Raw genomic sequence first — 13872 nt, forward strand, 5'->3', positions numbered from 1 at the left:
ATCAGTCGACCCCCATTTCTCTACCGCATTGAATTATACGCTGTTACAAAAACAAATTCCAATCCCTTTTTTAGGCTATTCATCTGATTTTCTAGGTGAATATCGGCATTTGACTAGACTTTTGTTACTTTATCTTTCTCACGCACCACTTTTAATGCGAATTTCGGCAACGCAAGCATTCTTTTGTACCGCGTAGGCTCTTTTAATAAACGGTACAACCATTCAATTCTCATTTTTTGGAAAACTTTTGGTGCTCTCTTGCTCTTGCCAGAAATTACATCAAAGCTGCCGCCGACCCCCATCATGATCGGAACACCTAACTTGGATTTGTGTTTTGCAATCCATGGTTCCTGACTATCCGCGCCTCTGGCCACAAATAATAAGTCAGGATTGGTTTTAACAATTCCAGCAATAATTTCATCGTCCGATTCCGGACCAAAATAACCGTCATGATATCCTGCAATAATAACACGCGGATATTGCAATTGTAACCTTTCAGCGGTTTCCTGAATCACCTCAGGTGTAGAACCAAGGAGATATATCTTCCAACCATATCTTTCACCCTGTTGCATCAATTCATGTAACAGGTCAAAACCAGCTACCCGTTCGGTTACAGGCTCCTTACAATAATTAGCAGCCCATACCACACCGGTTCCATCTGGGACAACCAATTCAGCTGACTTCATTATCTCCATATAAGCTGGATCTTCCAAAGCAGCCATAACCATAATCGGATTAGCTGTAATCACTTGATGCGGGATACGGGTATGAACCGCCTCTGTCAAATAAGCAACAGTTGCTGCCATATCAACCTTGGAGACTCTAATCCCAAAAATAGGAACTGTAGGTACCGCGCTTTCTGCTTTCACTTTAGATCATCCTTTATGGTGGAAATATTCTACGATTTGCCGTGCTGGAGCCCCTGCTTCTTGAATCAACGAGGAGAGGATCGTCTCCCGCTCATTTCTCCATCCCTCTGCTGTTTCCAAAAGATGGCCTATCTCAGCAGCAACTTGTCCAGCATCTAATGATTGGGTCGTGCCCACAGGCTGACACCGAACTCTGTCTAGAAAATGATCAATTTTCGGATCATAAGAGATACCAATCAGCGGAACTCGCTGCCCTGCGGCATAAATCAGGCTATGAAGACGCATTCCGATCAGCACTTCACATTGCCCTACTTCCCGCAGCATGTGTTGCGGATGACTGGCATCTTCACAAATACTGACCTGCCCCCCATGCTGGCTTATATTTTCTTCCAGCTTCTCCATCACATAACGTGAGGCTTCAATATCAGATGGAAGATGAAACGGAAGGAATCTTAAATGCAATGGTTTTTCAAGATTCGCCTTAATCAAGCCTTGAGCAAGAGCGTCCAGCTCCTTGCGATCTTGTTCCCAATAACGTACCGAAATACCTACTACCGGAAGTGAATCTGAAGACTCTGGTAATTCAACAGCATCAGTCTCTTCAGGTAAAGATAAGCCCATCACCGGGTCAGGAACAACCTCTATGTTCTTCTGTTCTAATCCCATAGAAAGTAAAAGCTCGCGGGATTGTTCATCCCGCACAGAGATATAAGTACATTTGCGAAACACTGATTTGATTAATGGGTGGAAAAGCTTACGATGCACAGGTCCGATACCTTGAGCATAAATAAAGGTCGGTTTACCCATCCACTGCGCAAGCTTAATAATACCTAAATAGTAAGGAATACTCTTGCTTCCTGTTACATCTTGCAGCAAGCTGCCTCCACCGCTAATCAGACCAGAACTCTCATAAATAGCTTGACGGACTTCAACCAGCTTCATCCGGTGCACAGATTTCACTCCATATGTGGCGCTAGTCCACTCAGGATCGATGGACAAGACAATGGGTTCGATCTCTATACCTGCAGCTTGAGAATGTTGTTGCAGTGCAATCAATATAGATTGCAGTACCGCCTCATCCCCGCTGTTATGGAAACCGTAATAACCGGAAATAACTATCTTTTTAGGAGTGGCGACCATCGTTTCCAACACCCTTCTGCAATTTGCCATACGATTACGGCAATCACACCAATGATCAGTCCTAATCCAAGACCGAGCAAGCCACGAATGAGCGAGATCAGAACTGGCGAGTGAATATGAGCAAAGGTATCTACCATCGAGAGCTGACCGATTACAGCAATAATCATGATAAACGCTGCATTCCGATATCTAAAGGCCAAGAATGCGCCAAGAATTAATAACGGATGCGCTAGCAAGAACTCTTTATTACGCGGTCGAACACCAACCGTATTTTCCAAGAATGTACGTAAAACCATTTCCAGCGGACTCACACTGCCACCGTTACCTGTACGGGTCATGTAATAATAGCCAACAACCGCCAAAACAAAGGCAATAATAATCATCGCAAATGTGATTGGTGTCCGCAGCAGCTTACCTGTCTTGTTAAAGACAAAATCCCCGCGATACAAAAGCACGTAAAGTGCCACAAGACCGATAGGCGCCATATGAAGCAGACTGACACCACGGAACTGGTTGAGAACCAGGCTATAAGTAACATTATTAAGCAGTGCTATCATAAACGGCACAGCGCTCAAAGAGATCAGTGAAGTCTTAAAATAAAGCACTAAGCTATGTGTAAACCGGCGTTGCGGGCTCATAGCCTTATAGGTAAGGGGATTGCTCCGTAGAGGTGGTCCCATTTCATTAACCTTACGAATGGCAAGCACAACGGCAAGCGTTGGTGCACTTATCGCAGCGGCAAGCGCGAGCGCTTGTTCAAACATTTCAGGCTTCACTAGCATCAGGCCTGCACTTCCAATCAGACCTAACACCCAGGCAGCAAGCGTGAGCTGTGGAATGAAGTAAGAGACCAGCAGAGCCACTAAAGACACTGCTCCAACCACCGCAACTAGCTTAAAGTAACGTTGATAAGAGGAATCTACAACCTCAAATGCCGTAGCTTGTCCCAGTTTAAATCCATTGTCTTTAATCTGCTCAACAGCTCCGCCTGGTTCGCTTAGGCTGGTAATAAGGTTATCTAATGTATCTGTAACCTGTGCCTTAGCAGTATTTCTTGCAGGAATCGTGTTTAAGTAGATCATGCGGATATTCCGATCCTTTGTTGCCAGAGCGAAACGGTCCGAAATTACTTTTGGATCTAAGGCAGAATCTCCCTCACTAAGGGAATATAAACGTGTCACATTATAATCCAGCAAATAAGCGAGCCTGTTAAAGCCCTTTTGCTGTTTCTTAATATTCTCAATTGCTGCAATCCCCATTCCACGTTCCTTAAGGAGATTAGCAAAGTCAGTGATACTGCCAGTATCGGCATCATCATTAAACCCTTTAACAGACTCACCTTCAAATAGAATCCGTTTAACACCCAATTCCTTATAACGATCCAACAGCTTCTTTACCGTGGCTTCATTATAAGTCAGAGAATCCACAAGACGAGGTACAATACTGAATCCCTTGTTATGCAGCATGTCCAGTGTAAATGGATCGGGCTGCAGCGGCTTCAATGTAGCGTCTTCTAGCGGGGTCTCGATGATAAGACCCTGCTGTCCGCGGAAACTCCAGTCTCTTGAATTAATCCCAAGATTACTAAATGCTTCTTTAATTACAGGCGCTAAAGTATCGCTGTAATCAGCACTGGTAAAAAGAATATAGGTATAGTTTTCATTTTCAGGAATGATCGTGTCCGTAAGATTAGCTATATCAGCCGCACCCCATATCATTAGACGACGCGCCTTACGGTAATCTTCCAATGTGCTTTCGTAAATCGCCATGCTCTGTACACCAGCGTCTTTAAGGCGATCTAACTGTTCGGAAATATAATCTTGTGGATTTGCACGATAGCTGGCTACATCAACCAGATCACGATAATCAAATACAAATTCTACTGTCTTGGAAGACTTCTCCGTCTGCAGTCGATCATAGACCACAGGCAAGGCTGCTATAACGCCAACCACAACTATGATCCACAGCCACTTTCGGGAAGTAATATTCCAACGTTGCCATTTTTGCCGCACCAAAAGTACCTCCTCTTTCGCTTTAAAAACTCTTTTAACAAAAGTAGAAACGGATCGTCATCCTTTTAGAGACGGTACCCGTTTCTACGTAAAATATAATTCACAATATAGAAAGCACTCTATATTTATTATTGTCCCCCGTCAACGCGAGCCATAACCTGTTTCGACAGTGCAGCAACCTTATCCTTAGCATTCTGCAGGGAGTCACCCACTACTGCAAAATAAACCTTAATCTTAGGTTCTGTGCCGGAAGGGCGCAGGCAGAACCAAGATCCGTCAGCCAGCAAATACTTCAGTACATTTTCCTTCGGCAGTCCATTTAAGCCCAGGGAGTAATCCTGAATTTCTGTTACGGCAGATCCAGCAATTTCTTGTGGGGCATTAGAACGCCAATCATTCATGATTCCTTGAATTTGCGCAACGCCATCTTTGCCTTTCAGCGTACGGGACTCCAAGCTTTCCAAGAAGTATCCGAACTGCTTGTACAATTCCTGAAGAACATCATATAATGTTTTGCCTTGAGCTTTATAATAAGCACCTGCTTCAGCGATAAGCATAGCAGCAAGAACAGCATCCTTATCACGAGCATAATTGCCTGCAAGATAACCATAGCTTTCTTCATATCCGAAAAGATATGTGTATTCTCCGGATTGTTCGAACTGGGTCATCTTTTCTCCAATATATTTGAAGCCAGTCAGCGTATTAAATACAGTTGCACCATAATGAGAAGCTACAGCAGCCCCCATTTCACTAGTAACGATAGTCTTTACAACCGCACCATTGCTAGGCAGCTTTCCTTGTTCCTGCAAACGACTCAAATAGTAATGAATCATCAGTGCTCCGGATTGATTGCCGGACAGAACAACGAATTTACCTTCATTGTCGCGAACTACCGCACCCATACGGTCTGCATCAGGATCTGTACCAATCAAAAGGTCAGCATTCAACTCTTCGCCCAGCTTCATAGCCAGCGTAAAAGCTTCACGTTCCTCCGGGTTCGGCGATTTCACTGTAGAGAATTCAGAATCCGGCTGCTCTTGCTCAGGTACAACATGCACCTGGGTGAACCCGATTTTCTCAAGTACACGGCGGACTGGCAAATTACCTGTACCATGCAGCGGAGTGTATACGATTTTAAAGTCTTTTCCAAGCGTAGAGGCAATCTCTTCACTTGCAAGACTGACCGCAGCAACAGTATCAGTAAACGCTTCGTCATCCTTCTCTCCTAGCCAGTGCAACAGCCCTTGAGCTTCAGCTTCTTCTTGCGAAATCCGCTTTACACCATCAAAAGTGTCAACCTCTAGTATGTAAGAAATGACCTTTTCGGCTTCGTGTGGTACAAGCTGTCCGCCTTCCGAATTATAGACCTTATAACCATTGTATTCAGGAGGGTTATGGCTCGCAGTGATTACAATACCACCCGTTGCTTTCAAATAACGCACGCTGAATGACAGCTGTGGTGTTGAACGAAGGGAAGTAAACAAATGCGCCTCGATACCATTAGCAGCCAGTACGAGAGCAGCCTCAAGTGTGAATTCAGGCGAGAAACGGCGAGAGTCATGCGCGATAACAACCGAAGGTCTGCCTTCTCCAGTATGCTTTTCTAGAATATAATTAGCGAAGCCTTGTGTAGCTCTGCCAACAGTATAACGATTGATACGATTGCTGCCCGCACCAATAACCCCACGCAAGCCGCCTGTACCAAACTCTAAGTCTCTGTAAAAACGCTCTTCAAGCTCCTGTGGCTCATTCTCCAGAGCGCGAAGCTCTGCCTTTGTAGCCTCGTCAACAGAAGGGTCCTGCAACCAGCGGGATAATGTGTCTGCCGCTTTCGCACTTAATTGAGTCATATGAATCTCTCCTTTAGATATATTTATAGAAAAATAAAATATTTAGCTCAGAGCAAACATAATTTCTCCAGAGGCTACAACCTTACCTTCAACGGAAGCAGTAGCTTGTCCTTTTCCGATGCTGCCCTTAAGGCGGGTGATCTCTACTTCAAGAGTAAGTGTATCGCCTGGTACCACTTGACCACGGAAACGGAATCCGTCCAGCCCAGCTAAAAAACCGATTCGGCCGCGATTAGCCTCTACTCCCAGGATAGCAACCGCACCCACTTGTGCAAGGGCTTCAGTAATCAGTACACCCGGCATTACCGGATAGCCCGGAAAGTGACCTACAAAGAACGGTTCATTGATCGTTACATTTTTGATTCCTACAGCTTTTTTGCCCATTTCAATCTCGATAATTTTGTCCACCAGCAGAAATGGAGGCCGATGGGGGATGATTTCTTGAATTTGGTTGATATCCAGCATTATGACAAAACTCCTTTCGGATGTTGCACATTTTCTTTTATTCTTTGCCGAAATGCATAAAATTAGGCAGGTTCGGTAAAAACTATATTTATCCTTCACCAACTGCAGAAGTGGAGGTTGAGATAAGGGGCTTTCTCCACCGGATGCGGCAGCATGGCGGAGAGGGCCCTTTTTGCTGCCCGAGGCCCCCCACCATTATACATTTTTCAGCATAAAAAAGAAAACTCCCTTGTATAACAAGGGAGTGGTTAAATCATCTTCATTTATGGAGCAAAAACCAAATCATATACATGTCTCCACGTGCTCCACTGCAGAGCATCGCTTAACTCTTTCTTACCCAGGACAACGTAACCGACGGCCAGGCCGCCTCCAAGTGCAGCTACGAGAAGCAAGGGAATAAGAACCCATTGTATCATGGTCCATTTGGAGATCCCTCGTGGAGAGGGTTCTTTCTTCTCTTCCGATTTAACTTTTTCCTGTCGATCCATTCCTTCACCTCTACGCGCGCATGTTATTGGCTAGACCAAACATCTGATCACTGGACGAAAGTGCCCGAGCTACGAGTTGATACGTGCGTTGAATCTGCATCATTTCTGTCATTTCTGAGGTCATATCGACATTCGACTGCTCCAGCCATCCTGAGCGCACTCCAATTCCAGATGCCTCGCCTGCCGCTCTTTGTACAAAAGCCTGCTGTGCTGTAACTCCATCTGCAAGCATATAGAAATTCCCGTCGACAGCCTTTAAGGCATTCTGTGTCTTAGGTTCTACTATCATTATAGTACCCGCTACCTGAACAGGTCCATTCTCTGTCTTTTTTGTTAACACACGACCAGATTCATCGATAGCAGCATTCACACCTACAGGAACCGTTAGAGGTTTGCCCTCTGTATTTAAAACGGAGTTTCCTGTGTTATCAACCAATACCATCTTTTTGGCATCAGTCGTGTCAGGAATAAAGTGAAAATCACCCTGACGTGTATACGCCGTAGTACCATTGACCTGAACACCAAAAAGCCCGTTGCCCTGAATGGCTAAGTCGGTCGGACTCCCTGTTTCTTTAAGGGGTCCCTCTTCCCAATTCGTTGAGATCGAAGGCACATAAGTCCCAAAACCCATATTAAAGCCTAGGGGTGTAGAACGGCCCGGTTGGTCATAATCATCTGATTGCTGTTGTACACGAGTCAGCACGTCCTCAAAAGAGCCCTGCTTGCTCTTATAACCATTGGTATCCATGTTGGCTAGATTATCCGCTATAATATCAAGCCGCTGCTGAAGGCTCGACATGGAGACTGCTGCACTAATCGTTGAGTTGTTCATAGATCAAACCTCCTATAAGCTCTACCTGTAAAGCTCATTCCTAAGCACTGCCTATACCCTGCCAACTTCACTTACAGCCTTCTGCAAGCTGCCATCATAATATTGAACAATCTTCTGGTTCGCTTCATAAGCCCGATAGGCGGCATTCAAATCCACAGTAACCTGAGTAGGATCTACATTGGAGCTTTCCAGGTAACCTTGGCGTACTTGCATGTTATCTGTTCCGTTAGAGAAACGGATATCTGCCGCCTCTACATCATCAGCGTGAAATACACCATTACCATCACGTACAAGCTCCTGTGGCTTTGTTACTACACTCACACCAAGCTTGGTCCCTGTCGGAAGTCCTGTTACTGGATTAAGCAAATTACCCTGCCCGTCCACTTTAAGGGTGTCCTGATTTCCTGTCAAGACAAGGGGCTTGCCTGTGGAATCAAGAACCTTGAAGCCACCACTGCTCAGTACCTCTCCTGTAGCCGCGTTTATTGAGAAGCTCCCATTTCGCGTATACAGATTATTCCCTTCAGCATCCTGTACAGTAAAGAAGGCCTGTGGACGATAAACAACCTCACCCTCAGGGCTTACATATTTGCCTGAACCATCAAAGGAGATATTTTGACCTGTCACTGGATCAGCTACTTGCAAATCCGTAGATAAAGCAAAATCCATGGTCTTGCCGCTCTCCCTTAAATCACCCTGTAAATATTGGGATATCGATTGTTCTGCAAAAACCCCAGTGTTAAGGCGCCCCACTGGCTTTGTATTGCCATTACTCATAGCAGAGATCAGTACATCCGGAAAAGCATGATTGACACTGTCAACCTGCTTGTACCCCGTTGTATTCAAGTTAGCGATGTTCTGTGTTGCCGTATCATGTCTACGCTGCTGTGTAACCATACCTGCAGCGGCTGTATATAATCCTCTTATCATGAAGGTAGTCCCCTTCCGAATCTTTTGCTACCTTTTATATCGGCTGCTTAGAACTTTTTCTTAACGACCTTGTCCAAATTATCTAGCATTATTCCGGTTCCCTTAACTACACAATGCATCGGGTCTTCCGCTATCCACACCGGAACATGTAATTCTTCTGAGAGGAGCTCGTCCAATCCATTAAGTAAAGCGCCACCACCAGTTAGAACAACACCCCGGTCAATAATATCTGCTGATAGCTCAGGCGGTGTACGTTCCAGAACGGACTTAGCAGCTGCCACAATAGAAGAAACCGGATCCCATAGTGCTTCTTTTACCTCGCCTGAAGTAATAGTGAGCGTCTGAGGGAGTCCACTTACCATATCACGACCACGAATATCCATTTCAGCCTGCATCAGGCCTGGACGCACGGTGCCAATTGTAACCTTAATATCCTCTGCCGTACGTTCACCGATTAACAGCTTATACTTTTGTTTAATATATCTTAAAATGGCCTCATCGAACTTGTCTCCTGCGACTTTAATCGAAGAAGCGGTAACGACGTCGCCCATAGAAAGTACGGCTACATCCGTCGTTCCGCCACCGATATCGACGACCATGTTCCCACTAGGCTGATAAATATCCATTCCCGCTCCGATTGCAGCGGCTTTTGGCTCTTCCTCCATAAAAACTTCCTTAGCCCCGCTCCGCTCTGCCGCTTCCCGTATGGACTTCTGTTCCACAGATGTAATATTTGTAGGGGCGCAAATCAGAATACGGGGCCGTGCGTACCAGGACCGGCCGCCAACGCGGTCGATAAAATACTTGAGCATCATTTCTGTGATTTCAAAATCTGCAATGACACCATCCCGGAGAGGACGGATTGTTATAATATTTCCAGGTGTACGTCCAACCATGCGACGTGCCTGTTCTCCCACCGCAAGGACTCTCTTCGTATCACTTTCAAGTGTGACCACGGAAGGTTCATCCAGAACGACTCCCCTTCCCTTAACATGTATGAGCACATTGGCCGTGCCGAGGTCGATTCCGATATCCTTGCTAAACATAATGAAAGAGCCCCCAAAGTGTTATTTTAATTGAAAAAACAGCAGTTAGTACTAAATTTAAAAATACCATACTTTAGGGGAAGTACACAATGTATTAAAGCTGAATATTTCCTTAAATTTCCGAAAATCTCATGGCTTTGATGCTACAGCAACCTCACGTTTTTTCCCCGTCGATTTTTTATATTTGATTTTTGTGGCTTCTCCCCCCCGAAGATGTCGGATGGACTTGTGATATTCGAGAATGTGCTTCACCTGATCGGCCAGATCAGGGTTGATCTCTGGCAGACGCTCAGTTAAATCTTTATGCACCGTGCTCTTTGAAACGCCAAATTCCTTGGCTATGGTCCGGACCGTATGCCTGGTTTCCACGATGCAGCGTCCGATTTTGATCGTACGTTCCTTGATGTAATCGTGCACGCTCCCGCCTCCCAACTGTGGATAGTTTGGTACATTATATGAGGGGCGGGCTTATATATTCGCGCTTTCAAGACATGACAAGCTATGGAGGGCTCATTTTATTTAATGGACAACCTAATAACCCGTGTTATTAGCATGATGAAAAGCCGTCGTTCTCCCTTTAGGTCAACAACCGTTTCCCGCGTAAACAAAAGGCTCATCACAAACACAACCTTAAAAATCCTTATATACACAAAAAAATAGGGGGCTTTCGCCCCCTGCTATAGAAATTTTTATCGCTGTGGCAGTAAATCCGATGGATTGACTACTTTGCCATCTTCGTACACTTCAAAGTGTACATGATTTCCAAGGTCCTTTTCGATCTCACTGCGACCAGCTGTGGCAAGAGTATCTCCTTGCTTCACTACATCGCCTTGTTTAACTTTTGTTTCACCAAGACTTTGGTATACAGTCTTCAAATTACCTTGATGGGTAATTTCAATCACTTTACCTAATACCGCAACATCTTCCACTCTGGTCACTTCACCGCTGAGCGCTGCTTTAACATCGAACGTATTGTTGTCTTCACGGGCAATATCGATTCCGACATTAGGAATAAATTTGTCGTTATATTGCACCATAGCGGCAACGTGATTGTCCTCTGTACCATTCTCATCATAATACGGCTTAACTACTTCTACTTCACCTGGATTAGCTACTGGCCAAGTCATACTTTCCGTTGAAGCAACAACTTCAAGTGCATCTGGACCTCCGGTTGTTGTACCAGCTTCGTTAGCGGAAGTTCCTACTTGCTGCGAAGTGGCGGCGGTGTCCTGGTTGAGCGGCTTCTGGCCGGCATCCTGATAGACCCACACCAAGGTTAGTATAATTGCCGCTGCCGCCGTGTAGACTGCTGGGAATACCCAACGTTTAGATACCAGTCTGTTCCATGAAGAAGGTTTTGCACCAGGTAAATCTCCCTGAGTTTTTTTGAGAGATTCATCTTGGTTTGTTTTGTTTTTGTCTTGTTCATTCATATGGTTATCACCTCAGTAACCAGTGTTACCGGGGTTTTCTCTTTTATACGTATCTTTCAAGTTATTTTTTCAGAAGAGTTGAGATTTGTGTAAATGAGATACCACTATAATAGTGTTTGAGAATTTGGGTAGCAGTTCCACCCTCTTTAGCCATCCCATTTGCCCCCCACTGGCTCATCCCTACTCCATGCCCATTTCCGAAGGTCGTGATTAAGATCTTATTCCCCTTACGACTCCAACTGAATTGGCTGGATCGTAGGCCCAGCTTCTCTCTCACTTCACGTCCAGTAAATATAGAGCCTCCAATTGAGACCTCTTTAATCCGATGTCCAGTGGTAAGAGACAACACTTCCATAGGTAATCTCGAAGATGATGAAATCTTCGTTGTAGTTCCTGAATTGGTAGTTTCTTTGGAGGCTGGAATGACTTTATCGTTCAGACCCAATCTAGTAAGTATTTCAGCAACAGTAAAGGTGTTAGTCACTGCATAGTTTGGGGTAATCTCTTTCTCCCAAGGACTCGTCACACTGCGCAGATAGGGAATTGCTGCATTCCAATACTCTTCTGAGTTCTCAGTATATCCTCCACTGGAGGCGAAAAAGGAGGCCGTTATCGGCTGCCCTTTATAAGTCATGATCACTCCGCGCGTCTCAAGGACCGCGCGCTGCAGCTTTGCGAGGTCGGCGCTTCTTCCGCCGAGCTTCCATTGCCGTTCCAGCGTGTCCTTAGATATGTAAGCCTGATGGCTTACCGTATCGGTTACATCCGCCTCCGGAACGGGTACGCCGCTTCTGTCGCCAGCCACCAGGCGGCGCATGATAAAGGTGCGGGCCGCTACGGCCTGCGCTTTGAGCGCTTCAAGCTCAAAGTCGGCCGGCATCTCGGCCGCAAGCACGCCGCGGACGTAGTCCTCCAGCGGCAATGTCTCTATTTGTCCGCTGTGCGACAAATAGACAGAGACGTTCGGCTGTGGCGCTTCCTGCGCAGCCGTCTCCGGCGCCGCCGGAGGGGCCGTGACTGCTGGCACGGCCACAGGCGCCGGTTGTCCCCGGTGTAGCGGGACAACCGCCAGCGGAATCAGCAGCGCCGCCAGGAAAGGCGCTGCGAGCCAGGCGACGGGGATGAGTCGCCTGCGCCGGGGAGCAAGGGGACGCGAGTGCCAGCGCGTTGTCTTGTTTCTTCGCAAGTAGCGGAAATCTTTCATCTCTATGGCTCCTTCCGTGAATCACTGGTGATTCTTATAGATATGAATTTGCAGCAACTGCTAGAACACAATTTGAGAGAAAGAGAGTTCCTGTCCTCAATCTATTACTAGACCACAGGCTATTAAATTGCATACAAAAAAATCCTCATCAAATGAGGATTCCATAAAAAAAGACCAAGCTGCAAACTGCAGCCTGGTCTCTCCTAATGATTGATATTATACCCAAGTTGGTTGAACCTGAAAGCGTGGTTTAACCTCTTCGTTTTTAGTCGATTCACTCTTGGATACTTCCGGTTTAAGAACTTCATCCTTCACGGTTTGCGCTGAAGTATCTTCCATGGAGATGCGCCAAATTTCCGCACCCAGTCCGGACAGTTTCTCAGCCAAATGAACATACCCGCGGTCAATATGATGAGTTCCGCTTACTTCAGTAGTGCCCTCAGCAACCAGACCTGCCAAAATAAGCGCAGCTCCCGCACGCAGATCCGTAGCACAAACCTTAGCTCCGACCAATTGTGCATTACCTGTAACGATCGCCGAGCGACCTTCGATTTTAATCTCAGCGTTCATGTTGTGGAATTCATCCACATGCATAAACCGGTTCTCAAATACAGTTTCTGTAACGACACTGGTACCTTCAGAACGCAGCAATAATGCCATCATTTGCGACTGCATATCCGTAGGAAAACCTGGATACGGCAAAGTCTTCAAATCAACAGCTTTGAGAGGCTTGTCACTGATTACACGAATACCGTTCTCGTCAGGAATAATGGTTACGCCCATTTCTTCCATCTTAGCAATAACAGGACCTAAGTGATCAGCAATTGCGCCTTCCACATATACATCGCCACCGGTAATTGCTGCAGCCGCCATGTACGTACCTGCTTCGATACGGTCAGGGATTACATGATGTTTGACCCCATGCAGACGTTCTACCCCTTCAATACGGATAACACCTGTTCCCGCACCGCGTACGATTGCGCCCATACCATTCAAGTAATTGGCCAGGTCGACAATCTCAGGCTCCTTAGCCGCATTCTCGATAACGGTCACGCCTTCGGCTAGTGTAGCTGCCATCATTATATTTTCGGTCGCACCTACGCTTGCTACATCCAAATACACTTTGGCACCGCGCAGGCGTCCGTTGCTTTTCGCTTCAATGTAGCCCTGGCCGAGACTAATCTCCGCACCCAGTGCTTCAAACCCTTTCAAATGCTGATCAATCGGTCGTGTACCAATGGCACAGCCGCCTGGCAGGGAAATTCTTGTCTGACCAAGTCTAGATAACAGTGGGCCCATGACTAAAAAAGACGCCCGCATTTTTCGAACCCATTCATAAGGTGCTTCACAGGATGTGATATTTGTAGCATCCACCTGGATAATATCGTTCTGATATGTAACCCCTGCACCCAGAGATTCCAGCATTTTTGATATCGTCATCACATCATCAAGCGGAGGTGCGTCTACAATGACGCTTACTCCTTCTTCTGCCAATAGAGAGGCGGCTATGATCGGTAATACGGAATTTTTTGCGCCGCTAACTTTCACGCTCCCGGTCAATCTGTTGCCACCGCGGACGATAAATTTGCTCATTTTCGGTTTC

At 46.1% G+C, this 13872-nt stretch carries 13 protein-coding genes; all 13 read right to left on the reverse strand.

The genetic code is table 11. The annotated features are described in order from the left end of the window. Nucleotides 1–113 precede the first annotated feature (113 nt). The 13 genes from MHB56_RS12570 to murA all read right to left on the reverse strand — a co-directional run bounded on the left by MHB56_RS12570 (nucleotide 114) and on the right by murA (nucleotide 13862). Complete coding sequence (locus MHB56_RS12570; RefSeq protein ID WP_280753185.1) at nucleotides 114–869, reverse strand: WecB/TagA/CpsF family glycosyltransferase; 756 nt, start codon at nucleotides 867–869, stop codon at nucleotides 114–116. A 6-nt stretch (nucleotides 870–875) separates the two neighbouring features. Then, nucleotides 876–2009 carry a polysaccharide pyruvyl transferase CsaB gene (gene csaB / locus MHB56_RS12575; RefSeq protein WP_280753238.1) on the reverse strand — a complete coding sequence of 378 codons (1134 nt, stop codon included), beginning with the start codon at nucleotides 2007–2009 and terminating at the stop codon, nucleotides 876–878. After that, nucleotides 1985–4021, reverse strand: a complete 2037-nt coding sequence (locus MHB56_RS12580) for a DUF5693 family protein (RefSeq protein WP_076123918.1) — start codon at nucleotides 4019–4021, stop codon at nucleotides 1985–1987. Before MHB56_RS12580 ends, csaB begins: the two co-directional genes overlap by 25 nt. Before the next feature lie 128 nt (nucleotides 4022–4149). Next, a complete protein-coding gene (locus MHB56_RS12585; RefSeq protein ID WP_076219973.1) occupies nucleotides 4150–5871 on the reverse strand; it encodes a phospho-sugar mutase in 1722 nt (573 codons plus the stop codon). A 42-nt stretch (nucleotides 5872–5913) separates the two neighbouring features. After that, the gene (gene fabZ / locus MHB56_RS12590; RefSeq protein WP_036681536.1) at nucleotides 5914–6336 is read right to left on the reverse strand and encodes a 3-hydroxyacyl-ACP dehydratase FabZ; all 423 of its coding nucleotides are present in this window, start codon (nucleotides 6334–6336) and stop codon (nucleotides 5914–5916) included. A 263-nt stretch (nucleotides 6337–6599) separates the two neighbouring features. Further along, nucleotides 6600–6824, reverse strand: a complete 225-nt coding sequence (locus MHB56_RS12595; RefSeq protein WP_036681538.1) for a DNA-directed RNA polymerase subunit beta — start codon at nucleotides 6822–6824, stop codon at nucleotides 6600–6602. Between the two features lie 10 nt (nucleotides 6825–6834). Next, entirely contained in the window at nucleotides 6835–7656 is an 822-nt protein-coding gene (locus MHB56_RS12600) for a flagellar hook-basal body protein (protein ID WP_076099680.1), read from the reverse strand. 51 nt (nucleotides 7657–7707) lie between these two features. After that, entirely contained in the window at nucleotides 7708–8586 is an 879-nt protein-coding gene (locus MHB56_RS12605) for a flagellar hook-basal body protein (RefSeq protein WP_038573634.1), read from the reverse strand. Between the two features lie 47 nt (nucleotides 8587–8633). Then, a complete protein-coding gene (locus MHB56_RS12610; RefSeq protein ID WP_036681546.1) occupies nucleotides 8634–9632 on the reverse strand; it encodes a rod shape-determining protein in 999 nt (332 codons plus the stop codon). A 129-nt stretch (nucleotides 9633–9761) separates the two neighbouring features. After that, complete coding sequence (gene spoIIID, locus MHB56_RS12615) at nucleotides 9762–10049, reverse strand: sporulation transcriptional regulator SpoIIID (protein WP_036681548.1); 288 nt, start codon at nucleotides 10047–10049, stop codon at nucleotides 9762–9764. A 272-nt stretch (nucleotides 10050–10321) separates the two neighbouring features. Further along, the gene (locus tag MHB56_RS12620) at nucleotides 10322–11065 is read right to left on the reverse strand and encodes a M23 family metallopeptidase (RefSeq protein ID WP_076123922.1); all 744 of its coding nucleotides are present in this window, start codon (nucleotides 11063–11065) and stop codon (nucleotides 10322–10324) included. Nucleotides 11066–11126: 61 nt separating this feature from the next. After that, nucleotides 11127–12269, reverse strand: a complete 1143-nt coding sequence (gene spoIID / locus MHB56_RS12625; RefSeq protein ID WP_076276919.1) for a stage II sporulation protein D — start codon at nucleotides 12267–12269, stop codon at nucleotides 11127–11129. 216 nt (nucleotides 12270–12485) lie between these two features. Next, on the reverse strand, nucleotides 12486–13862 hold the full coding sequence (gene murA / locus MHB56_RS12630; RefSeq protein WP_076123926.1) for a UDP-N-acetylglucosamine 1-carboxyvinyltransferase: 1377 nt from the start codon (nucleotides 13860–13862) through the stop codon (nucleotides 12486–12488). Nucleotides 13863–13872: the final 10 nt, after the last annotated feature.

The sequence above is a fragment of the Paenibacillus sp. FSL H8-0315 genome, from assembly GCF_038005365.1.
Lineage (GTDB): Bacteria > Bacillota > Bacilli > Paenibacillales > Paenibacillaceae > Paenibacillus_AQ > Paenibacillus_AQ odorifer.